At 42.9% G+C, this 21,335-nt stretch carries 22 protein-coding genes and 3 tRNA genes; 19 read left to right on the top strand and 6 right to left on the bottom strand.

Annotated features, from left to right (window positions below):
* Positions 1–39 precede the first annotated feature (39 nt).
* The 11 genes from HMPREF1551_RS02920 (at position 40) to HMPREF1551_RS02870 (ending at position 5,450) form a co-directional block, all read left to right on the top strand.
* Positions 40–111: transfer RNA gene (locus tag HMPREF1551_RS02920), tRNA-Thr, on the top strand.
* 72 nt (positions 112–183) lie between these two features.
* Positions 184–1,371 (top strand): elongation factor Tu, encoded by a 1,188-nt coding sequence (tuf, locus tag HMPREF1551_RS02915; protein ID WP_021627534.1) that lies wholly within the window; start codon positions 184–186, stop codon positions 1,369–1,371.
* 60 nt (positions 1,372–1,431) lie between these two features.
* Positions 1,432–1,502: transfer RNA gene (locus HMPREF1551_RS02910), tRNA-Trp, on the top strand.
* Between the two features lie 38 nt (positions 1,503–1,540).
* The gene (secE, locus tag HMPREF1551_RS02905) at positions 1,541–1,723 is read left to right on the top strand and encodes a preprotein translocase subunit SecE (RefSeq protein ID WP_021627533.1); all 183 of its coding nucleotides are present in this window, start codon (positions 1,541–1,543) and stop codon (positions 1,721–1,723) included.
* Positions 1,724–2,272, top strand: a complete 549-nt coding sequence (gene nusG / locus HMPREF1551_RS02900; RefSeq protein ID WP_021627532.1) for a transcription termination/antitermination protein NusG — start codon at positions 1,724–1,726, stop codon at positions 2,270–2,272.
* Positions 2,273–2,306: 34 nt separating this feature from the next.
* Positions 2,307–2,744, top strand: a complete 438-nt coding sequence (gene rplK, locus HMPREF1551_RS02895) for a 50S ribosomal protein L11 (protein ID WP_021627531.1) — start codon at positions 2,307–2,309, stop codon at positions 2,742–2,744.
* A gap of 10 nt (positions 2,745–2,754) precedes the next feature.
* On the top strand, positions 2,755–3,444 hold the full coding sequence (gene rplA / locus HMPREF1551_RS02890) for a 50S ribosomal protein L1 (protein ID WP_021627530.1): 690 nt from the start codon (positions 2,755–2,757) through the stop codon (positions 3,442–3,444).
* Positions 3,445–3,467: 23 nt separating this feature from the next.
* Positions 3,468–3,986 carry a 50S ribosomal protein L10 gene (gene rplJ, locus HMPREF1551_RS02885; protein ID WP_021627529.1) on the top strand — a complete coding sequence of 173 codons (519 nt, stop codon included), beginning with the start codon at positions 3,468–3,470 and terminating at the stop codon, positions 3,984–3,986.
* 40 nt (positions 3,987–4,026) lie between these two features.
* On the top strand, positions 4,027–4,404 hold the full coding sequence (rplL, locus tag HMPREF1551_RS02880) for a 50S ribosomal protein L7/L12 (RefSeq protein ID WP_021627528.1): 378 nt from the start codon (positions 4,027–4,029) through the stop codon (positions 4,402–4,404).
* Positions 4,405–4,544: 140 nt separating this feature from the next.
* The gene (gene panD, locus HMPREF1551_RS02875; protein ID WP_021627527.1) at positions 4,545–4,898 is read left to right on the top strand and encodes an aspartate 1-decarboxylase; all 354 of its coding nucleotides are present in this window, start codon (positions 4,545–4,547) and stop codon (positions 4,896–4,898) included.
* A 108-nt stretch (positions 4,899–5,006) separates the two neighbouring features.
* Positions 5,007–5,450 carry a tellurite resistance TerB family protein gene (locus HMPREF1551_RS02870; RefSeq protein ID WP_021627526.1) on the top strand — a complete coding sequence of 148 codons (444 nt, stop codon included), beginning with the start codon at positions 5,007–5,009 and terminating at the stop codon, positions 5,448–5,450.
* Positions 5,451–5,542: 92 nt separating this feature from the next.
* Here HMPREF1551_RS02870 and HMPREF1551_RS02865 read toward each other — a convergent pair whose 3' ends face one another.
* The 3 genes from HMPREF1551_RS02865 to HMPREF1551_RS02855 all read right to left on the bottom strand — a co-directional run bounded on the left by HMPREF1551_RS02865 (position 5,543) and on the right by HMPREF1551_RS02855 (position 11,165).
* Entirely contained in the window at positions 5,543–8,401 is a 2,859-nt protein-coding gene (locus tag HMPREF1551_RS02865; RefSeq protein WP_034544208.1) for a DEAD/DEAH box helicase, read from the bottom strand.
* A gap of 17 nt (positions 8,402–8,418) precedes the next feature.
* A complete protein-coding gene (locus tag HMPREF1551_RS02860; RefSeq protein ID WP_021627524.1) occupies positions 8,419–9,504 on the bottom strand; it encodes a bifunctional 3-deoxy-7-phosphoheptulonate synthase/chorismate mutase type II in 1,086 nt (361 codons plus the stop codon).
* 200 nt (positions 9,505–9,704) lie between these two features.
* On the bottom strand, positions 9,705–11,165 hold the full coding sequence (locus HMPREF1551_RS02855) for an ATP-binding protein (RefSeq protein ID WP_021627523.1): 1,461 nt from the start codon (positions 11,163–11,165) through the stop codon (positions 9,705–9,707).
* A 352-nt stretch (positions 11,166–11,517) separates the two neighbouring features.
* Here HMPREF1551_RS02855 and HMPREF1551_RS02850 point away from each other — a divergent pair, with 352 nt between their 5' ends.
* Both HMPREF1551_RS02850 and HMPREF1551_RS02845 read left to right on the top strand, forming a co-directional pair.
* Positions 11,518–11,721, top strand: a complete 204-nt coding sequence (locus HMPREF1551_RS02850; protein ID WP_034544207.1) for a heavy-metal-associated domain-containing protein — start codon at positions 11,518–11,520, stop codon at positions 11,719–11,721.
* Between the two features lie 4 nt (positions 11,722–11,725).
* Positions 11,726–14,110, top strand: a complete 2,385-nt coding sequence (locus tag HMPREF1551_RS02845; RefSeq protein ID WP_034544201.1) for a heavy metal translocating P-type ATPase — start codon at positions 11,726–11,728, stop codon at positions 14,108–14,110.
* Between the two features lie 174 nt (positions 14,111–14,284).
* On the opposite strand, the gene HMPREF1551_RS02840 is transcribed toward HMPREF1551_RS02845, so the two are convergent.
* From HMPREF1551_RS02840 to HMPREF1551_RS02835, 3 genes are all read right to left on the bottom strand, one after another.
* Positions 14,285–14,358 (bottom strand) — tRNA-Asp (locus HMPREF1551_RS02840).
* Between the two features lie 131 nt (positions 14,359–14,489).
* Positions 14,490–14,717, bottom strand: coding sequence for a hypothetical protein (locus tag HMPREF1551_RS13310; protein WP_021627519.1), 228 nt, complete (start codon positions 14,715–14,717; stop codon positions 14,490–14,492).
* Positions 14,714–15,766: a TlpA disulfide reductase family protein gene (locus tag HMPREF1551_RS02835; protein ID WP_034544199.1), complete on the bottom strand. Its 1,053-nt coding sequence runs from the start codon at positions 15,764–15,766 to the stop codon at positions 14,714–14,716. Before HMPREF1551_RS02835 ends, HMPREF1551_RS13310 begins: the two co-directional genes overlap by 4 nt.
* Before the next feature lie 275 nt (positions 15,767–16,041).
* Between HMPREF1551_RS02835 and HMPREF1551_RS02830 the strand changes: the two genes are divergently transcribed.
* From HMPREF1551_RS02830 to HMPREF1551_RS02800, 6 genes are all read left to right on the top strand, one after another.
* The gene (locus HMPREF1551_RS02830) at positions 16,042–16,278 is read left to right on the top strand and encodes an acyl carrier protein (RefSeq protein WP_009642427.1); all 237 of its coding nucleotides are present in this window, start codon (positions 16,042–16,044) and stop codon (positions 16,276–16,278) included.
* Positions 16,279–16,372: 94 nt separating this feature from the next.
* Positions 16,373–17,623, top strand: coding sequence for a beta-ketoacyl-ACP synthase II (gene fabF, locus HMPREF1551_RS02825; protein ID WP_021627517.1), 1,251 nt, complete (start codon positions 16,373–16,375; stop codon positions 17,621–17,623).
* Complete coding sequence (gene rnc / locus HMPREF1551_RS02820) at positions 17,624–18,391, top strand: ribonuclease III (RefSeq protein WP_021627516.1); 768 nt, start codon at positions 17,624–17,626, stop codon at positions 18,389–18,391.
* A 15-nt stretch (positions 18,392–18,406) separates the two neighbouring features.
* Positions 18,407–18,697, top strand: a complete 291-nt coding sequence (locus HMPREF1551_RS02815) for an ATP-dependent Clp protease adaptor ClpS (protein WP_021627515.1) — start codon at positions 18,407–18,409, stop codon at positions 18,695–18,697.
* A 215-nt stretch (positions 18,698–18,912) separates the two neighbouring features.
* Positions 18,913–19,869, top strand: a complete 957-nt coding sequence (locus tag HMPREF1551_RS13305; protein WP_231374950.1) for a DUF6884 domain-containing protein — start codon at positions 18,913–18,915, stop codon at positions 19,867–19,869.
* Positions 19,870–20,163: 294 nt separating this feature from the next.
* Positions 20,164–20,835 carry a hypothetical protein gene (locus HMPREF1551_RS02800; protein ID WP_021627513.1) on the top strand — a complete coding sequence of 224 codons (672 nt, stop codon included), beginning with the start codon at positions 20,164–20,166 and terminating at the stop codon, positions 20,833–20,835.
* The last annotated feature ends 500 nt before the right edge of the window (positions 20,836–21,335 follow it).

The raw sequence follows: 21,335 nt of genomic DNA, 5'->3' as shown, positions 1-21,335 counted from the left end.
ATGTCGCGAGTTCGAACCTCGTCTCCCGCTCTTTTAAAAGCCGATGTAGCTCAGGGGTAGAGCGCTTCCTTGGTAAGGAAGAGGTCACGAGTTCAAATCTCGTCATTGGCTCTTTTGTAGTATATAATAGTATATACTTTTTACAAATTGATTTTCTATAACTAAGATTAAAATTATTTAAACATGGCAAAAGAGAATTTTGACCGTTCCAAACCGCACCTTAACATTGGTACTATTGGACACGTTGACCACGGAAAAACAACTTTGACTGCTGCTATTACTAAAGTATTGGCCGATGCAGGTCTTTCCGAAGCGAGAAGTTTCGACTCTATTGATAACGCTCCTGAAGAAAAAGAGCGTGGTATTACCATCAACACTTCACACGTAGAATATCAAACTAAGAACCGTCACTATGCACACGTGGACTGTCCAGGACACGCCGACTATGTAAAGAACATGGTTACTGGTGCTGCTCAGATGGACGGTGCTATCCTTGTGGTAGCTGCTACCGACGGGCCTATGCCACAAACTCGTGAGCACATCCTTCTCGGTCGCCAAGTAGGTATTCCTCGTATCGTTGTTTTCTTGAACAAAGTGGATATGGTGGATGACCCAGAATTATTAGAGCTTGTAGAGATGGAAGTACGCGAATTGCTTTCTTTCTATGAGTACGATGGAGATAACGGTCCTGTAATCCAAGGTTCTGCTCTTGGTGCCCTTAACGGTGAGCCAAAATGGGTAGATACTGTAATGAAATTGATGGATGCAGTAGATAACTGGATCGAACTTCCTACTCGTGACATTGACAAACCATTCTTGATGCCTATCGAGGACGTGTTCACTATCACAGGTCGTGGTACTGTAGCTACAGGACGTATCGAAACTGGTATTGCTAACACTGGTGACCCAGTAGAAATCATCGGTATGGGTGCTGATAAGCTTACCTCTACTATCACTGGGGTAGAAATGTTCAAGAAAATCCTTGACCGTGGTGAAGCTGGTGACAACGTAGGTCTTCTACTTCGTGGTATCGACAAGAAAGATATCCGTCGTGGTATGGTAATCTGCAAGCCAGGTTCTGTAAAACCACACGCTAAATTCAAAGCTGAGGTGTATATCTTGAAAAAAGAAGAAGGTGGACGTCACACTCCATTCCACAACAACTACCGTCCTCAGTTCTACGTACGTACCACTGACGTAACTGGTACTATCAACCTTCCTGAAGGAGTAGATATGGTAATGCCTGGTGATAACCTTACTATCACTGTAGAATTGCTTCAACCTATCGCTCTTAACGTAGGTCTTCGCTTCGCTATCCGTGAAGGAGGTCGTACCGTAGGTGCTGGTCAGGTAACTGAAATCCTTGACTAATAATCATGATTTAATAAATTTAAGTTCTAAAAAGGGTTTTGGCAACAAAACTCTTTTTATACGGGTGTAGTTCAAGGGTAGAATAGCGGTCTCCAAAACCGTTGATGGGGGTTCGAATCCCTCCACCCGTGCAAAGATAGTTTTTGCAAACTTTATAAAACGGAAGGTAATGATAAACTATATCAAAGAATCTTACACAGAATTGACCCAAAATGTTACTTGGACATCCTTTGCGGAAGCGCAACGTCTCTTATGGGTAGTAACTATTTTCTCCGTTATTTTTTCCTTATTTATCGCAGGTGTTGATTTCATTTTTGAGAGCTTCATAGCACAGATATTTAAAATTTTCTAAATGGCAGTCCTTGAAAAAAATTGGTATGTAGTACGTGCTGTAAGTGGCCAGGAGAACAAGGTGAAAACTCACATAGAATCCGAAATAAGCCGCTTAGGGTATGCCGATTATGTAGAACAAGTATTGGTTCCTACTGAGAAGGTACCCCAGCTACGCAATGGGAAAAAGATCAATGTAGAAAGAGTCTTCTTCCCAGGCTATGTCATGGTCAAGGCAGATCTTTCAGGAGAAATTTCTCATATTATCAAAGGAATATCAGGAGTTATTGGCTTTTTAGGTGAGACTAAGGGTGGAGCTCCTACCCCAATCCGAAAATCGGAAGTGAACCGTATGCTCGGAATTGTGGACGAATTGCAGGAAAAGGTAGAAACAGTAGTGATTCCTTACACAGAAGGAGAATCAGTAAAAGTAACCGATGGGCCTTTTAATGGATTTACTGGTATTGTGGAAAAAGTCAACGAAGAGAAACGCAAATTGGAGGTTATCGTCAAAATTTTTGGAAGAAAAACACCACTTGAACTTAGCTATACTCAAGTGGAAAAAATATAAAATCTTAGATAGAATTAATTTTTAAAGTTGAACAATGGCAAAAGAATTACACAAAGTAGTTAAACTACGAGTTAAGGGAGGTGCTGCGAATCCTTCGCCACCGGTTGGACCTGCCTTGGGGGCTGCTGGAGTTAACATCATGGAGTTCTGTAAGCAATTCAATGCACGTACACAGGACAAGCCAGGAAAGGTGTTGCCAGTGGTAATCTCCGTATACAAAGACAAATCTTTTGAATTTGTTATCAAGACCCCACCTGCGGCAGTTCAACTCTTGGAAGCAGCCAAAGCAAAGGGAGGTTCTGGAGAACCTAACCGTAAAAAGGTAGCCAATATCACTTGGGATCAAGTACGTGCTATCGCTGAAGATAAAATGCCTGACCTCAGTGCATTCACTATTGAGAAGGCTATGAGTATGGTGGCAGGTACTGCGCGCTCTATGGGTATCGCAATCACTGGAGATAAACCTTTTTAATTGACGGACTATGGCAAAACTAACAAAGAAATACAAAGAGGCTTTATCTAAAATAGAAGCTGACAAACTATATAGCCTTACAGAAGCAAGCAAAAAAATAAAAGAAATCACTTTTACTAAGTTTGATGCCTCTGTAGATATCGCAGTAAGATTGGGCGTGGATCCTCGTAAAGCCAACCAAATGGTACGTGGGGTAGTGACCCTTCCTCATGGAACTGGTAAGGATGTACGTGTATTAGCGCTCGTTACCCCTGATAAAGAAGCTGAGGCCAAAGCCGCTGGAGCCGACTATGTAGGATTGGATGAGTACCTTCAGAAAATCAAAGATGGTTGGACAGATGTGGATGTGATTGTAACCATGCCTGCTGTAATGGGTAAGTTAGGTCCTTTGGGTCGTGTACTCGGTCCTCGTGGGCTTATGCCTAACCCTAAAACCGGTACCGTAACTATGGAAATCGGAAAAGCAGTTCAGGAAGTAAAAGCTGGTAAAATCGACTTCCGTGTGGATAAGACCGGAATCGTACATGCTGCTATCGGAAAAGTATCTTTCTCCGCAGAACAACTTACTGAAAATGCTAACGAGCTTATCCAAACGCTTATTAAGCTAAAACCAACCACCGCAAAAGGTACTTATGTAAAATCTATTTACCTATCTAGTACCATGAGCCCAAGTGTGGCCGTAGATACAAAAGTAGTCTAACAACGTAGTTAAAAAAGAAGATTATGACAAAAGAAGAAAAATCAGTAATAATAGAGGATTTAACCGCACAGTTAGCAGCTAATCATGTAATCTATCTGGCAGACCTCACAGGCCTCAATGCTAAAGAAACTTCCGACCTTCGTCGCGCTTGTTTCAAAGCCAATATAAAATTAGCAGTTGTTAAAAATACTTTCTTGGCTAAGGCTATGGAAGCCTCTGACAAAAATTTCGGAGAACTTCCTTCCGTACTTAAGGGAAATACATCTCTTATGTTCGCCGAAGTAGGGAACGCACCTGCTAAGCTTATTCAAGCCTTCAGAAAAAAATCCGACAAACTCCTTCTCAAAGGAGCTTACATAGAAGAAGCTGTATTCGTTGGAGACAACCAATTGGATACCCTTGTGGCTATCAAGTCTAGAGAAGAACTTATCGGAGATATCATCGGTCTATTGCAATCGCCTGCTAAGAATGTTATTTCTGCTCTTAAATCATCAGGTGGAAAGATTGCAGGAATTGTTAAGACCCTTTCTGAACGTCAGTAAGACACACACATTATTTATAAACCATTAAAAAACGATAGAAATGGCAGATTTGAAAAATTTCGCAGAACAATTAGTTAATTTGACAGTTAAGGAAGTAAACGAGCTTGCTCAAATCCTTAAAGAAGAGTACGGTATAGAACCTGCAGCTGCTGCTGTAGCTGTTGCCGCTGGCCCTGCTGCTGGTGGAGCTGAAGCTGCTGCTGAAAAAACTGAATTTGATGTAATCCTCAAAAATGCAGGAGGCAACAAGTTGGCAGTAGTGAAATTAGTAAAAGACCTTACTGGTCTTGGACTAAAAGAAGCTAAAGAAGTAGTAGATGGTGCTCCTTCTAAAGTGAAAGAAGGTATTTCTAAGGCTGATGCTGAAAACCTTAAGAAATCATTAGAAGAAGCTGGTGCAGAAGTAGAATTAAAATAATTCTTTTTCTTAGTTTTTACAATACGAAAGTCTCTTCCCCCACAGGGGAAGAGATTTTTTATTGAGAGAGGCTTTCCGCTTATAAACAAAAAAGAAAAGAAATACCCATAGGTATTCAATAAATTTTTTACCTTTGTCCTATGAAAATAGAAGTATTAAAATCAAAAATCCACCGCGTGAAAGTAACAGGAGCGGACTTGGATTATATAGGGAGCATCACTATAGATGAAGCCCTTTTGGAGGCAGCCAACCTGATTGTAGGGGAGAAGGTCTCCATTGTCAATGTCAATAATGGAGAGCGCTTCGAGACCTATATCATTCGTGGGGAGCGTAACTCAGGTACGATCACTCTTAATGGGCCTGCTGCCCGCAAGGTACAAAAAGGCGATATCGTAATTATCATCTCCTATGCCTTGATGGACTTCGAGGAGGCAAAGACCTTCCAGCCCACCGTCATCTTCCCTGATGAGAGAACCAACAAAATCAATGGTTAATGATTAATGCCACTAATGATTAATGATTAATGCCAAATTGATTCATTAAAAAGTTTTTTTATTCAGATTTTTTTTATATCTTTGCCCAGTATTTAAAAATAAAGTTTTATGAGTTTATTCGGGAAAATCTTCCAGGCTGTAACTGAGGAGGTGAAACTAAACGAACAAGAATCCTTCGCAGGGATTGCCCTTGCCATGGCGGGAGCCGATGGTAACGTAGGTCGTGGGGAATGGGACGAGATTGTTAATTACATGAACCGTCTTAGCCTCTATGATAATTATTCAGGAGCAGCTTTTGATAAGCTATTTGACAAGCTCTTCCGCATTCTTAAAAAAGAAGGCCCAGGTAGCTTGGTAGAAAAATCAGTAGCAGCCCTTCCTTCTGATCTTCGCTTGACTGCTTTTGCTTGTGCAGTGGACATCGCTACTTCCGATGGTGTACTTGAAGAAGAAGAAAAGGATATGATCAACCAATTGGCAGATTTGCTTACAGTACCAGAAAAAACCGCTATTTCTATTATTGAAGTAATGCTCATAAAGAATAAGGTTTAATCTCAATGACAAATGATTAATGACCGATGACGATTCGTCATCGGTCATTTTTTTGTTTTAGTGATTAGTCACTTGTCATTAGTCATTAATCACTATCCTAGGAGTTCTTCTAAGTGGTCTAGGGCTTCCTTCATTAGAATATTTTCTTCTATAAGGTGCTCTGAGAGTTCTTTTTTGCTCTGCTGTAGGTGGATGATCTTCTCCTCGAGGGTATGGCGGCTGACAAAGCGGATGACATTGACCTTTTGTTGCTGTCCCATACGATGGGCGCGGCCTATAGCTTGGCGTTCGGCAAAGGGATTCCACCAAGGATCGAGTAGTAATACATAGGAGGCCGCTGTGAGGTTCAGCCCTACCTCTCCTGCCTTCAGGGAGATGAAGAAAAAGGCAATCTCCTTGTCGTTTTGGAAAAGCTCTACCGCCCGCTTACGCGCTTCCAAGGGGGTAGCTCCGGTGAGGGAAACGTATTTAATTTTCTCTTTTTGGCACCAATCTTCATAGATGGCTAAGTGGGAGGTGAAACTGCTAAAAATAAGTGCTTTTTGTTCGGCTCGCCATAGCTGTTCCAAGTGGTTGGTTACCTCTTCATATTTTCCAGAGGGAATCTCACTCTGTGGATCAGCCAATTGGGGATGATTGCTAATCTGCCGCAGCTTGGTGAGCATATTGAGGGTGTTGAGCTTCAGGGTGGCAGGATCCAGCTCGCGGTCAATATGCAAAAGCTGGTTGCGCACCTTGGATTTTTCCTTTTCGTACCACTGCGCTTGGGCATCGTTCATGGAGCAATAGACGATTTGTTCCTCTAGATCGGGCAGGTCTTGCAATACCTGTTGCTTGGTACGCCTTAGTAGGAAGGGGCTGATAAGATGCTTGAGTTCCTCCAAGGCGGTAGGATTGTGCTTCTTTTCTATTTCATGGCGGAAATACTTGTTGAATTGGCTATAGCTCCCCAATATATTGGGGTTGATAAACTGCATCTGTGCCCATAGGTCAGCCAGTGAGTTCTCAATGGGGGTACCACTAAGGGAAATCTTATGCTCGGCCTTGATGGCACTGATGGTCTTGAATATCTTAGAATTATTGTTCTTGATACGTTGGCTTTCGTCCAAGATGATATAGCGGAAGCTGTAGCGCTCCCACAGCTTGGCATCTCTTAGGACGATGGGGTAGCTGCTCAGTACAATATCATAGTTGGACAGTCGTAAGGACTTGGCCTTGCGGCCTTGGCCTACATACTGGGTACAGGAGAGCTGTGGGGCGAAGCGCTTGATCTCCTCATACCAGTTGAACAGTAGGGAAGAGGGCATGATAATCAGGCACCTAAGTGGTTCCTTCTGGGGCTTGTCTAAGTCAAAGATGGAGCTGGGAAAGGCACTTTCCCGCAAGGGGAGCTGATCGTGTATATGCACCAATAGGGCAAGGGTCTGTAGGGTTTTTCCCAATCCCATATCGTCCGCAAGACAAGCACCTAAGCCGTTGTAGTGGTGTTGTAAGAGCCACTGTACCCCTTCTCTTTGGTAAGGACGCAGGGTCGCTCTTAGGTTGGGAGAGGGATTGTAATGTACCTCCGTCTTTGGGGTCTGAGGCTTGAGTTCGGGTAGGTCTTCTAGGAGGGTATAGTTGCTCTTGGGCAATTGTATCTTTTGGTCAATGACACGGGAGAACTTGCTGATTTTCTCATACTTGGCAAACCATTCCTTGGGGATGACAAAAAGGGTGCCATCAGGGAGGGAATAGAGGGGATTTTGCATGCGTAAGTTCTTGATAAGCTGAGCAAAAGGGATTTGGTATTCCCCTTGGGTGATGGTGATATGAAGGTCGAACCAATCGTTGGCCTGAGTGGTCTCCCCGAAATGAAGGCTAAAGGGCTTGGGGTTCACCTTTTGTCCGTTGATAGATAGGTCTTCTATTGTAAAACCTTGTTTTTCAAGTGTTTCCTTATATTTTAATAGGTGAAAATAGGAGGCAAAAGGGTAAGTCGCTTTTACGAAAAAATTGCCTCCCTCTTGTGTAAAACCAAGTGCTTCAAGTAGTTGTGTGCGTTCTTTCTCTTCAGCAGGATTGCGCTTATAGTGCTCCATAAGAATAGCACCATCAGGTAGGATCTCCAGATGAGATTGTTGGTTTCTGCTTTGGTTGCTATGAAAGACAACGCCATCGTAGTCAAAAGCCAAAAAGAGCTTGTAGGTATCGGTAAGAAAGTCATGCACCCAACGGATTTGGGTAGCCACTAAGCGTTGCTTTTGGATCATATCAAAGCCGATGGTGTTGATATCCACCTTTTTGATAATCTCCTTGAGGAATTTGTTGAAATATTCGGGTAGGGTACTCTCCGGAATGGAAACGGTTGTTTTCTCCAAGAAAGGCTTGAGATTAAGGGCTTTGATATGTGCTACCTCTCTTAGGGTCTTATCCCAAGCGATCCAGCTGCCTTGTTGGCTTAGCAATACTACTTGATGCGCAGAAGGAAGCAGGCGCTGCTCATCCCATAAGAAGAGCCGATAGGCGATACCGGTGGGAGTCTTTTCGAACTCTAAGAGGGGTTGTAGTGCTTTTTGTGAAAAGCCGAGGCGTTGCCGCTCTATAGGGTGTTCCTTTTGGCATTCTATGGTAAGCCACCACTCATTTTGGGCAATGAGCCGGAGTAGGGTGTTTGTTTTCTCCTCTATTTGTTGTTGGATATACTTCTTTTTGTTTTTATCCTTATAGAGGTCGGCCAGGCTTTGTTTTTTAGTAGTATATTTCTCGAATAGCAATAGGGGGTCGAGGCTATGGGTGAGCACTAAGGCCTCTTTCTCGAGCGGGGAGAGGGGCAGCGGGCTGCTTTTGAGCACCTCTTCTGTAGCTTTCTTGAGCAAGTACCAGCTATGGTTTCGCTCCTGTGCGACGAAGGCGTGAGGTAGAAACAGCTGGAACTGTAGGTCGTAAGAAAAGTTAAAGAAGAGGTGCAACATGGGGCAGTGATGGGTTATTTGGCTTTGACAATTTTCTCCTGTCGGTTGATGGATTCTTGGTGGATGGCCTTGAAGATTTTTATTACAAATTCCTCACTGAGGTTATACCTCTCGCCTTCGAGGATCATTTTACCGAGGATCTCATGCCAGCGGGTGTTTTGTAGGATTGCTACGTTGTTGGCTTTTTTGAGTTTCCCAATCTCGTCGGAGAGGAGCATACGCTTTTTGAGTAGATCCAAGAGTTCGTCGTCGAGTATATCGATACGAGAGCGCAAGGAGGCGATTTGGGAAGCATAGTCACCCTCGCCAAAGGAAGTCTGGCGGATACGCAAGTCGTTCATGATGTCCACCAAGCGCTCAGGGGTAACCTGCTGGGCAGCATCGCTCCAGGCCTCATCGGGGGTGCAGTGGGTCTCGATCATCAGCCCGTTAAAGTTCAGATCCAGGGCGGTTTGGGATACATCGAAAATCAGTTCGCGATTGCCTGTGATATGCGAAGGGTCACAGATAAGCGGTAGGTCGGGGAACTTGTTTTGTAGTTCGATGACCAACTGCCATTCAGGGATATTGCGGTATTGGGTCTTCTCATAGGTAGAGAAGCCGCGGTGAATGACCCCTAAGTTTTTGATATCTGCCCTAAGGAGGCGCTCGATGGCACCGATCCAAAGAGAGAGGTCGGGGTTTACAGGGTTTTTGACCAAGATCACCTTGTCAGTACCCTTTAGCTCGTCGGCGATTTCCTGTACGATAAAGGGGCTTACAGTCGAGCGGGCGCCGATCCATAATAGGTCGATATCATGCTCCAAGGCCAGCCTCACATGGTCTTTGTTGGCCACCTCGGTAGCGGTCTTCAGTCCGGTTTCTTTCTTCACACGTTCGAGCCATTTGAGTCCCAAGGCACCTACGCCCTCGAACATACCAGGGCGGGTACGCGGTTTCCAAATACCAGCACGGTAGTAGGTAACATCGGTATCTTTGAGCGCATGGGCGATTTTAAGGACTTGTTCTTCGGTTTCGGCACTACAAGGCCCGGCTATTACCACCGGATGAGGGAGGTGTAGGTCGTCGAGCCATTTTCGGTTTGCTTTGGTGATTTCCATGATGTTTTTTTAAGTTCTGAGTTTTGGGTTTTGAATTTTGAGTAAGGGCATTTGCCCTTTGCATACGGAAAGGCAAAAGTACGAAATAATGATTAAATCTTGCTTATTTCCCCTCAAAAATTGCTTAGTGATATTTTTAACTTGATAATCAATAAGTTGTGATTAAAAATCAGCCTTGCTTAGGAAGGGGTAAAAATTGCTTAATTCTTTTTAAAGGTATATTTGGCATTGGGGTCACGTTGTTTTTCACTATGTCGTTCTATAATATTTTGCTCCACAAAAGCATTTAAATAAGAGCGGATACTGTTCTGATTGATATCTATAGATGTTGCCAGTTCAGAGATAACCGCCGAACCATTTCTAAAGAGATAAAACAGGATCGCTTTTTGGGTTTCATTATATCCTTTCCATCCTTCCTCTATAGCGGTCATCAGAGCCGTTGAGATGGTTTTTTCATGGGAGCTTACACGATTGCGTAGTGTCAGATATACATTGTTGCTCTGTACCCTATATTGCGGCTGGGCGAGTAGGGATCTCTCCATGGATTCATAGATACGAGCGACCCCTTCATTAAGCTGGCGAACATATCCTAAGTCTTCTAATACTCTGGCTATACGAGGATTACGGGCATAGCGTTCGGTTTTGATATTTTCAACTGTAACTTGTGCAGGGAGCGGCCCGCTATTGCTAATCTCGAGACGATCATCAAAGTGCTTAATATAAATTTCGTTGCCTTGTACATTATAAGAACGATGACAAAGAGCATTGACAACCCCTTCCAACCACGCTTCTTCAGGATATTCAGGGACTTTTCTAAATTTTCCGATGGTTATATCCAAGAAATAATAATCTCTCAAAGAGGTTCGTAAAAAAGAGGTAAGCGCATCAATAATACTTGGGATATTGTTCTCAAAACGAACATCCTTCACAACATTGTGCTCAGCACCAACTTTAGCTTCTGTTCCTTCATAGCGCACATAGCGTACAGAAGCAGAAGGGATATAGCGATCAGGGGTAGTAGAAAACAACAATATAGCTGACTTTTTGAACTGATAAACTCCTTCCTTTTTAGCTAACAGATTACGCCTATAAAGTAAATCATATATGTCACCAGAGAAATTCACCTTTGCCTTGTAGGAAGCTAATAATTCCTGATCTAAATCATCAGTATCAAAGTCAGGGACAACCTCATCTTCAAACCGGCGAATATTCTTGTCATATTCAAGTTTTTTGATCTGTTCTTGGTTTAGCTCTCTATTACTGTCGGCTACTCTTAGAAAAAACTTTTCGTTATCCTTACGGCAATATATACGTTCCACATCTTGTTCTACATGGAAAAGGAAGATAAGCTTCCCATCTATAAGGATTTCTTCAAGACGAATATTACAAGGAGGTATGATAAAGTCAAATACGAGTTTTCTATAGTCATCTAACTTATCTGTAATGGTGTTGAGGTCTTGTATTTCTCCCTTATCACTAACCCCAAAGGCCAATACCCCTCCGTCGGCATTGAGCATACCGATGAGTTCTTCCGCAATTTTGGAGGGTTTTATATCCTTTTCACCTAAACCTTTTCTTTCAAAATATTGGTTTTCAGGTTGTTTTTCTAAATATCGTTTGGTGATAATACTATTAATGGTTGATACAGGTTCGTTTGTCATTTTTCCTTGCTTATTTATATAAAAAATTGCTTATTTCACCTCAAAAATTGCTTAGCGATATTTTTATATTGATAATCAATGAGTTGTGGTTAAAAATTTGCCTTGCTTACGAAGGGGTAAAAATTGCTTAATGATTCTTTGTGTGGGCGAATGGTAATTCGTCCTTCGAATACGAAAACGCAAAAATACAAAAAATAATGATTAATGTCAATAATGATTAATGATTAATTCTCTAACTCATTAACCATTGACCATTGACCATTGACCATTGACCATTATTTCTGTCATTCTGTCGGCATCGTCTCTTTAGCATAGTATTTGATGAAAGAGAATGAATATAAATAACAATCTCATGAAAACATATACAATCAAAGGAATGGGCTGCACTGGGTGCGCGGTTACCGTAGAAGAAAAATTGTCTAAAGTAGCGGGGGTTACAGCCGTTAAGGTGGATTTCGATCAGCAAAAAGCCACTATAGAAGCACCTAAAGAAGTACCTTTGGAAGTGCTCCAGAAAGCGTTGGAAGGTACGGATTACACTATTAAAAAAGACTGACACAATGACACACACCTATTATGTAAAGGGCATGAGCTGTAGTGGCTGCGAGATGACCGTCAAGAAGCGCTTGGAGGCTACAGAGGGGGTCAGCAGTGTTGTAGCCAATGCGAAGGAGAAAACCGCTGTGGTGGAGATGCGCCAGCATGTGCCTTTTGAAACACTTAAAACAGCCTTGGAGGGTACCCATTACACCTTGGTAACCTCTTTGGAAGAAGCTACTCCTGCGCCCAAGCCTCAAGCTCCTACCCATAAGGGGACAGGGGTGTATTACTGCCCGATGCGCTGCGAGGGGGACAAGACCTACGACCATCCAGGCCATTGCCCTGTCTGTGGGATGGACTTGGTGGAGCAGGTTTCTGCCGAGAGTCTCAAGGGAGGCGGACAGGAGCAGCAGAAGCGCCAACAGCTACGCCGCCAGTTCTGGGGGGCGGTGGCTTTTACCTTGCCTATCTTCATCATCTCCATGGGAGGGATGTGGCATGGCAACCCTATGTATAAGCTCATGCCGGTGAGTTATTGGAATTGGCTACAGTTTGCCCTATCATTACCGGTGGTTTTCTACTATGGATGGACTTACTTTGTTCGTGCTTGGGTGAGTCTCAAAACGCTACGCTTCAACATGTTCACCCTTATCGGTATCGGTGCTGCTGCGGCTTGGTGCTTTAGCGTGGTAGCCCTTTGTGTGCCTGATAAGTTGCCGGAACAGTTCAAGGAGCATGGCTCGGTACCACTCTACTTTGAGGCCACTACGGTGATCCTTACCTTGGTCATCTTAGGACAACTCTTGGAGGCCAATGCCCATGGGCGTACCCAAGAGGCGGTGCGCATGCTACTTCAGCTGGCACCTCATACCGCAATAAAAATTCAGGGAGACCAGGAGGTAGAGGTGGCCATAGAGTCGGTAGCCCAAGGTGATTTGCTTAGGGTAAGGCCAGGGGCTAAAATCCCTGTAGATGGTCATATCACCTCAGGGGCTGCCACTATAGACGAGAGTATGATTACCGGAGAGCCGCTACCGGTGGAGAAGCAGGTTGGGGATATGGTCTCGGCAGGAACGATCAATGGAGCACAGACCTTTGTCATGGAAGCAGAGAAGGTGGGGAGTGATACGCTGCTTTCCCAGATTGTGACCATGGTACAGCAGGCCAGCCAGAGCCGCGCTCCCATACAAAAGTTGGCCGACCGTATTGCCGCTTATTTTGTTCCCATGGTGGTGGGCGTATCCGTCTTGACCTTTATCCTTTGGGCGGTTTTTGCCAAGGAACATGCTTACCAATATGCCTTGGTCAATGCCATTGCGGTGCTTATTATTGCTTGCCCTTGTGCCTTGGGCTTGGCCACTCCAGTATCTGTGATGGTGGGGGTCACCAAGGGGGCACGAGAGGGGATTCTTATCAGAAATGCCGAGGCCTTAGAACGGATGAAGCAGGTGGATACCCTGATTGTAGATAAGACAGGGACACTCACCGAAGGCAAACCCAGTGTGAGCGACCTTATCCCTTGGGGGGACTATAAGGAGCAAGATATATGGCCGATTCTCTATGGGGTGAATAAGGCCAGCGAACACCCTTTGGCTAAGGCTACCAATGCCTATGCGGCTGCACATGGGGTAGCTCCCTTGGCCATGACCGACTTCAAAGCCTTGGCCGGACGTGGAGTAGAGGCGGTGTATGAAGGCAAACATTATTATTTTGGGAATGACCGGCTCATGCAGGAGATTGGGGCGCCTCTTAGCCAAGCGCAACGCGATCAGGTAATAGAGAGACAGCGCCAAGGGCAGACCCTTTCGTTCCTTGCCATAGCGCAGGAAGTCATCGTCGCAGTGGCCATCACCGATAAGGTCAAGGATACAGCAGCGGCAGCTGTCCAAGCGCTACAGGCTCAAGGGATCACGGTGGTTATGCTCACCGGGGACAACCCCACTACCGCTCAGGCAGTAGCTCAGCAGCTGGGACTTACCCACTATAAGGCTGGTATGCTTCCCCAAGACAAGCAACAGGAGGTTGAGCGCCTGCAAAAGGAAGGGAAGATCGTAGCCATGGCAGGAGATGGCATCAATGATGCGCCCGCTTTGGCACAAGCCCAAGTAGGCATCGCCATGGGTACCGGTACCGATATAGCGATAGAAAGTGCCGCCATTACCTTAGTCAAAGGGGACTTAAGCGGTATTGTAAAAGCAAGAAAACTCAGTGAAGCGGTGGTGAAGAATATTCGGGAAAACCTATTTTTTGCCTTGATATACAATACAGTAGGCATTCCTATTGCCGCAGGGGTATTGTATCCTTTCTTTGGCATCTTGCTCTCTCCTATGCTCGGAGCCTTGGCGATGAGCTTTAGCTCGGTGAGTGTGATCACAAATGCCTTAAGAATGGCCAATAACAAGTGACCAATGACCAATGACAAGTGACAAATAACCAATGATTAGTGACTGATGACAAGTGACTAACCATTGGTTACTTTATTAAAATAAAAAAAGCCTTCCAAAGGAAAGCCTTTCATTGGTTTAAATAAACCTGTGTAAAACCAAATATTACACAAAACAACACAACTAAATTTTTAGCGGTCTGGACGGGACTCGAACCCGCGACCCCATGCGTGACAGGCATGTATTCTAACCAGCTGAACTACCAGACCAGTGTTTTGTTTTGCGCTGCAAAGGTACGACAATTTTTGAAACTGACAATACTTTTCTCGATAAAAAAATAGAATTATTTTTATAACAATTGATAATCAGTAGGTTATAAAAAATATTTAACATTTCGTTATTATTTTTCACGAGGTTCACCTGATGACTTCAGTAAGTAAAACACCTGTATCCCGCAGATGATGGCATTGGGGATGATCACAGGCCATAGCTTGGGTTCGTACAGAAACCCATAGACGACAAAGCAAATACAACCCACAAGGTTGATTAGGCGGATATGCTGCACCTTTTTCATCATAAAGCCCAGCACGATACATGCGGAGGCCAAATAGCCGATATATGCTATCATTTCTTTTTTGTTTTTCGTTCTTTTTTCGGTACGGGGACATAGGCAGCGGCTTCGGGGTCGAGGCCACGATGAACCCCCTTAGGAGAGATATTCACCGCAAGGATCTTTCCACTCTCATCGATAAGGAAGTTGGTGGGTATCTGTGTGATGGCTAAGGACTTGAGGGTCTCATCCTTGAGCTTTTTAGGAGCGATGACGGTAGGGAAGCGGTAGCCTTCGCGGTGGATATGGTCGAGCCAAGTATTGCGCTCATGATCTAAGTAAACCGCATAGATGGTGAAGCCATGGGACTGATGGTAGTTCTTGTATAAGTCGGCAAACTGGCGTGTGGCCTCCACGCAAGGGATACAGTCCGAGGCGGTGAAGAGCACTAAGGTGAGTTTCTTCCTCGCAGTGGAGAGCTTCAGAGTGCCTTTTTCACTATCGAACGCTATATCCGGGAGTTGGCTCCCTACTTGGGTTTTGCTCATGGCACTAAGGAGGGTCTCTATCTTTTGGAGGTCTTCCTTATCTTGGGTCTTTTTGTCCAAGAGGCTATAGAGCTTTTGAGCATAGCGATAGGGGAGTTGCCGGTCGGTCATCAGGTCGGCCAATAGGATTCCGGCAAATTGGCTTCGGGGTTCTCGCTTGAACATCTTCTCTAGGCGCACCATCATCAGGTCAGGGAGGTTGGAGAGGGAAATGTTCTTACTCTTGAAGATTAGAAAATCCTTGACCTCCTGCAGCGAAGCACTGCCATTGATACTCTTGAGATATACCTGATAGCGGTTCTCTATGGCGATATCCACAGAGAGGTCGCCAGGCTCCAATACAAAAAAACCGGTATCTTTCAGCTTGGGACTCACCGAAAGGGAAGCCTTTATGGGGTAATCCACCGCTCCTGAGAAAGAAAATTCTCGGTTGGCTACAGTGGTACTATCCACCTTGTTCCCATACCATAGATACACCTTTCCCTCATAAGGGCTGCTTATGCGGCCGCTAAGGGTGAAGGATTGGGAGAAGCCTGCTAAGCAAAAGAGCAGGCATAGTGATAAGAAAATCGTTCTCATAAGCCTTAAATAACACGGCAAAAATATGAATTTTTTCCCATTTTCTACGCCTTGAAAGCAGAAAAAGCGGCTCTGTAGCGCTCTAAGGGATTGTTCAAACCCTTTATTGGAGGAAATAACTCCCTATTTTAGCACCTTAAAAAGATATTTTAAGAGAGCTAAAACATTGAAAAACAATATGTTTTATAAAACCGTAGCTTTTTTTTTCAACATATAGAGGTTAATCAAAAAAACTTTCTTACTTTTGCAACGAGTTAAATTAAAATTTTTAAGTTATGTCAGACATTGCATCAAGAGTAAAAGCTATTATTGTGGATAAGCTCGGAGTAGATGAAACAGAAGTGGTAGCTGAGGCTAGCTTCACCAATGACTTAGGCGCGGATTCTTTGGATACAGTAGAGTTGATCATGGAATTCGAAAAAGAATTTGACATCCAAATTCCTGATGACCAAGCTGAAAACATCTCAACAGTGGGACAAGCTATTAAGTACATCGAAGAAAACAAAAAATAGCATAACACTCACTTGAAATGCTCTACGGGGAGGGAAAACTCCCCGTTTGGTATATGATAGGTAGTACAATTTTAATTTAAAACGTCATTTATTTATGCAAACCCGACGTGTAGTAGTAACTGGATTAGGCGCTATCACGCCTATAGGAAATACCCTGAATGCCTATTGGGAGGCGCTTCTTAGGGGAGAGAGTGGCGCGAACCTTATCACCCACTTCGATGCCTCTAAGTTCAAGACCCAATTTGCTTGTGAGGTGAAGGGCTTTGACCCCAATGCGTTCATCGACAAGAAGGAGGTGCGCAAGATGGATCGCTTTACCCAATTTGCCGTAGTGGCTTCCGACGAGGCGCTCCAGGACTCAGGGCTTGATTTAGAGAAGGAAGACAAAGACCGTATCGGAGTGATATGGGGTGCTGGTATCGGCGGGCTGATGACCTTTCAGGACGAGGTACTTGCCTTCGGAAAAGGCGACGGTACTCCTCGCTTTAACCCATTCTTTATTCCTAAAATGATTGCCGACATAGCCCCTGGTATGATCTCCATCCGCCATGGACTACGTGGGCCTAACTTCACCACTGTGTCAGCTTGTGCTTCTTCAGCCAATGCCTTGATAGATGCGTTGAACTATATTCGCTTAGGCTATGCCGATGTGCTGGTAACCGGAGGCTCCGAGGCAGCAGTGAATGAGGCGGGTATCGGAGGCTTCAATGCCTTACATGCCCTTTCTACCCGTAATGACGACTACAAGCGCGCATCTCGCCCTTACGATGTAACCCGTGATGGATTCGTACTCGGAGAGGGTGCCGGAGCACTCATCTTAGAAGAATATGAGCACGCCAAAGCACGTGGAGCTAAGATATATTGTGAGTTAGCAGGAGGAGGTCTCTCCGCCGATGCGTATCATCTAACGGCTCCCCATCCGGAGGGCTTAGGCGCCAAGGCGGTGATGAAAAACTGCTTGGCGGATGCAAAGCTCACCCCTGAAGAGGTCGATGCCATCAACCTACATGGTACCTCAACCCCTCTGGGCGATATAGCCGAGACCAAGGCCGTGAAAGAGGTATTCGGGGAGCATGCCTATAAGCTCAACCTCAACTCCACCAAGTCCATGACAGGCCACTTGCTCGGTGCTGCTGGCGCTATAGAAGCCATCGCTTCCGTACTGGCCATTACCCAACAAGTAGTCCCTCCTACGATCAATTTTGAGAACCCAGACGAAAACATTGACCAAAAACTCAACTTTACCTTTAACAAAGCTCAAAAACGCAAAGTAAAGGTAGCCATGAGCAACACTTTTGGGTTCGGAGGACACAACGCTTGTGTATTGTTCAAAAAACTAGATTAGATGCTATTCTTTAAAAAAATAATATCCCGTTTTCAAAAAAAAGACGGGATATTTTTTGCTAAAATGGAGAACCTCTTAGGCTTTCGTCCTAAGGAAATACATTACTACGAAGAGGCTTTTACCCTTGGTACAGCCCGCAGCGAAGGGACAACTCCCCATGTGAGCTACGAACGCTTGGAGTTCTTGGGCGATGCCATACTCGGTGCGGTTATAGCTCACTTTGTCTTTCTACAAGCTCCAGACAAGAACGAGGGAGACCTTACCAAAATGCGTACTCGCATGGTAAGGCGCGATAACCTCAACCAAATAGGCGAACAGCTACGCCTAAGGGATTATCTGCTCACCGATAAGAAAACGGTATTGCTCAGTGGCAATATCTCCGGAAACCTCCTCGAGGCACTCGTGGGGGCAATCTACTTAGATCGGGGCTATGGCAAGGCTACCGAGTTTATCCATCGTATCTTGATAGATAACAACTTGAGTATGAAGGACTTGGAGCATAAGGTCATCAGCTACAAATCCCTAATGGTGGAGTGGGCACAGAAGTATCACAAGACCATTGCCTTTGTTTCCGAAGAGGATACCACCTATCAGGGTAGCACCAAGCACTTTCAAGCCAAGGTGATGATCAACGAGAAGGTATATGCCAAAGCCCATGATACTTCTAAAAAAAAGGCCGAAGAACGTGCCGCCAAGCGTGCCTTTTTCCGCGCCAGCGACAAGAAAAAAACAACCAATAATAGAAAAAAACAAATCAAACAACCCTAGCCCAAAACTATTCATATGCCACAAACCCAACCCCTTCCCCAAGAGGCGCAAGACGAGGTGCTCCTTGCCGAATATGCTGACCTCTACCAAATCATGCTCTACAATGACGACTATAATACCTTCGACTACGTCATAGAACTCCTCATGGAGGTATGCGAACACACCTACGAACAGGCCGAGCAGTGTGCCGCTATCGTACATTTCTCGGGCAAGTGCTCCGTAAAAGAAGGTTCCTACGAAGATCTTCTTCCCCGCTGTAGCCGCCTCACCCAAGCAGGACTCACTGCGGAAATACTACCGAGATAGTGACTAGTGAAGAATTTTTTACTCTTCACTCATCACCTTTATGAGTTCTTCCACCACACCATAGTTTAGCTCTTAGACTCATAAGGGTCAAAATAATACTTTTAACAATGCTGACATAAGTAATTTACGTCAGTATATTTTTTGTGGTGAAAAATTATAAAAAACTTGCAGAAATAAAAAAAAGTTGTATTTTTGCAGGGTTAAATTTTTATAACATGAAAACTATTGTACTTATATCATGTTCAGCCCAAAAAGCAAAAGAAAAATCGAAAGCAGAGGATTTATATATAAGTCCTTTGTTTAAAAAGAGTTTGGTTTATGCAAAGACTCTTACCACAACAGATAATATCTATATTTTATCAGCAAAACATCATCTACTTCCACTCGATAAAGTGATTGCACCTTATGATGTCTCTCTTAAGAAAGATATTACAAAAGAGGAAGATAGAGTTAAGTGGGGAGAAAAAGTAATAGAAGAATTGAAGAAAGTGGCTGATGTAAAAAAAGATAAGTTTATTATTTTGGCGGGGAAGGATTATGTAAAACCTATCAAAGATAGGTTAGTAAATATTGAGCTTCCTTTTGATGGAGTCAGAGGAAATGGGGAAATGCTTCATAGGCTTAATGAAAAGGAAGAAAAAATATGGATAGCGGAGCAAGATGTATTGAGGCATAAATTAGAAGATTTAAATAAAAAAGTCCGAGGAATAAATATAACAGAAGAAACCACAGAAACATCAGTGTCTATTCTGCATGAACTGTTTAATATCTTAAAGCGATTTACTTTTCCTTGTCAAAAAAGAATAGGAAAGAAATGGATTGTCCCTCATAATGGTATCTATATTTTCTTTGAAAAAGGAGAAACTATTACAACTTCTGATGGGAGAGTACTTGATCGTATAGTAAGAGTAGGAACACATGAAAAGGACAATAGGTTATTTAATCGTATAGATCAACATTTTAAAGGCAATATAAAATCTAGTATTTTTAGAAAAGATATAGGGGAAGCACTCTCCACAAATAATGAAGGAATGATTAGCAAATATATGCAAGAAAATCTTTCCTTTGTCATTTTTGAGGTAGCAACTAAAGAAGAGCGGCTCTATTGGGAGGAAAAAAATTATCCTAACACTTTCAAAAGCAGCTATATTAGGACAGATATCTCCTTCTAAAAAATGGTTAGGAAATAAATCTCCTAAGGGAAAGATTAGGAAAAGTGGTCTTTGGCAAGTAGAGGGGATTTATATAGAGGAGTTGGATAAAGCAGATGTCAATAGGTTGATGCAAATGGTTGGGAGATAATTTACAATTATAGTCAAACAGAAATGGTTTGCGAAAAATTAACGTGAGCAGGCGTAGGGGCGAATTGCAATTCGCCTCCGAAAAAGAGCAAATAAAGAATTAACCTCTTATGTTATTTATTTGTATTATAAATAAGATTAACTACAAATGATAAATTTTAAATCATGGAATTAACAAAATTAATAGACTATATTCCTGCAATAATTGTTTTAGTTGCGGTGATGATATTGATAATATTTGTTTTTAAAACACAAGGTAATAAAATTTTCGATAAGGAAAGTAAGACCCAAAACATTTTAATTTTTATAGGAGGTTCTCTGTTTATTATAGTCCTCATTGTTCATTTATTTAGAGAGCAACCTTGGACAGCCGATATTTTGAAAATACTTATAGGAATCTTAGTTGGTGGAAGTTCTGCAAATATAGTAAGCAGAAATACTAGTGGAAATTCAATTGACATATCAGGAAATGCAAATGGAGACGTTGCAGGTAGAGATATTAATAAGAATATACAAAACATAAAAGAAGGAATTTCGGATATTCGAGATTCCGTTATTCATCAGAATAATCAAATAAAGCAACTTGTTAGTGAAAATAATGACTATGACTATTTAATAACTATAATTTTTGTAAGAAACAAGGAAGAGTTTTGTAAAAAATTTAAAGAGATAATAAATCTAAATCAACATGAAAGATGGGTTTTGAAACAAATCGTTTCAGAATACAAGGAATATGATGGAATGTTTCTATTTTTTACAAGAGAAAAACAAGAGAATGGAGAAACTAATGTATATTATCAAGATAGCAAAAATCCACAAACAAAGAAAAGAATGTAAAAATAAGTTATATTGTGATATAAATCATTGTTCAATAGCAGCATCACCTGATATATTGAGGATACTGATGTAAAAGAAAAAATAGAAGTGTAGTTTACATACGAACTGTAAATAATATTTAGCGAGAGTTAGACGTAAGAATATAAAGATAAAACTAATCATCCCTTAAAGCCTCTTTCTATATACTCCATTCCTGATAATTTTTTTCAATAGAGGTAAATGATTCTGCACAGGAGGATAAATGATAATGATTTTGTATAAGGCAGAAAATTTGTCTTTCACAAGCTATTTTTCACATACACACTCTCAAGACTTTTCTTTAGGAGAAGAGGAAGGTAGGAGAGGTAGCAAGAGATCATGAGAATAAAATATTTACATTGAACTCATCTTAATGAGGAATAATATTTTCCTATACAGTTTATACTCCTGACCCTCAACCACTTAAAAAATACTTCAAAAAAATTCCTTGAAATATTTGGTCAATTCAAAAAGTTGTTGTA

This window comes from Capnocytophaga sp. oral taxon 863 str. F0517 (assembly GCF_000466425.1).
Taxonomy (GTDB): Bacteria; Bacteroidota; Bacteroidia; order Flavobacteriales; family Flavobacteriaceae; genus Capnocytophaga.
The sequence above is the reverse complement of the archived record's forward strand: the minus strand, read 5'-3'. Positions and strand labels throughout refer to the sequence as shown.

Excerpts from the sequence above, each read along its gene's own strand:
- rplL (WP_021627528.1), top strand. The coding sequence starts at position 4,027 with ATGGCAGATTTGAAAAATTTCGCAGAACAATTAGTTAATTTGACAGTT.
- HMPREF1551_RS02855 (WP_021627523.1), bottom strand. The coding sequence starts at position 11,165 with ATGACAAACGAACCTGTATCAACCATTAATAGTATTATCACCAAACGA.
- HMPREF1551_RS02800 (WP_021627513.1), top strand. The coding sequence starts at position 20,164 with ATGGAATTAACAAAATTAATAGACTATATTCCTGCAATAATTGTTTTA.
- nusG (WP_021627532.1), top strand. The coding sequence starts at position 1,724 with ATGGCAGTCCTTGAAAAAAATTGGTATGTAGTACGTGCTGTAAGTGGC.
- HMPREF1551_RS02835 (WP_034544199.1), bottom strand. The coding sequence starts at position 15,766 with ATGAGAACGATTTTCTTATCACTATGCCTGCTCTTTTGCTTAGCAGGC.
- panD (WP_021627527.1), top strand. The coding sequence starts at position 4,545 with ATGAAAATAGAAGTATTAAAATCAAAAATCCACCGCGTGAAAGTAACA.
- HMPREF1551_RS02870 (WP_021627526.1), top strand. The coding sequence starts at position 5,007 with ATGAGTTTATTCGGGAAAATCTTCCAGGCTGTAACTGAGGAGGTGAAA.
- HMPREF1551_RS02830 (WP_009642427.1), top strand. The coding sequence starts at position 16,042 with ATGTCAGACATTGCATCAAGAGTAAAAGCTATTATTGTGGATAAGCTC.
- HMPREF1551_RS02815 (WP_021627515.1), top strand. The coding sequence starts at position 18,407 with ATGCCACAAACCCAACCCCTTCCCCAAGAGGCGCAAGACGAGGTGCTC.
- rplK (WP_021627531.1), top strand. The coding sequence starts at position 2,307 with ATGGCAAAAGAATTACACAAAGTAGTTAAACTACGAGTTAAGGGAGGT.
- HMPREF1551_RS02860 (WP_021627524.1), bottom strand. The coding sequence starts at position 9,504 with ATGGAAATCACCAAAGCAAACCGAAAATGGCTCGACGACCTACACCTC.
- fabF (WP_021627517.1), top strand. The coding sequence starts at position 16,373 with ATGCAAACCCGACGTGTAGTAGTAACTGGATTAGGCGCTATCACGCCT.
- rplA (WP_021627530.1), top strand. The coding sequence starts at position 2,755 with ATGGCAAAACTAACAAAGAAATACAAAGAGGCTTTATCTAAAATAGAA.
- HMPREF1551_RS13305 (WP_231374950.1), top strand. The coding sequence starts at position 18,913 with ATGAAAACTATTGTACTTATATCATGTTCAGCCCAAAAAGCAAAAGAA.
- HMPREF1551_RS02850 (WP_034544207.1), top strand. The coding sequence starts at position 11,518 with ATGAAAACATATACAATCAAAGGAATGGGCTGCACTGGGTGCGCGGTT.
- HMPREF1551_RS02845 (WP_034544201.1), top strand. The coding sequence starts at position 11,726 with ATGACACACACCTATTATGTAAAGGGCATGAGCTGTAGTGGCTGCGAG.
- rnc (WP_021627516.1), top strand. The coding sequence starts at position 17,624 with ATGCTATTCTTTAAAAAAATAATATCCCGTTTTCAAAAAAAAGACGGG.
- rplJ (WP_021627529.1), top strand. The coding sequence starts at position 3,468 with ATGACAAAAGAAGAAAAATCAGTAATAATAGAGGATTTAACCGCACAG.
- HMPREF1551_RS13310 (WP_021627519.1), bottom strand. The coding sequence starts at position 14,717 with ATGATAGCATATATCGGCTATTTGGCCTCCGCATGTATCGTGCTGGGC.
- secE (WP_021627533.1), top strand. The coding sequence starts at position 1,541 with ATGATAAACTATATCAAAGAATCTTACACAGAATTGACCCAAAATGTT.
- tuf (WP_021627534.1), top strand. The coding sequence starts at position 184 with ATGGCAAAAGAGAATTTTGACCGTTCCAAACCGCACCTTAACATTGGT.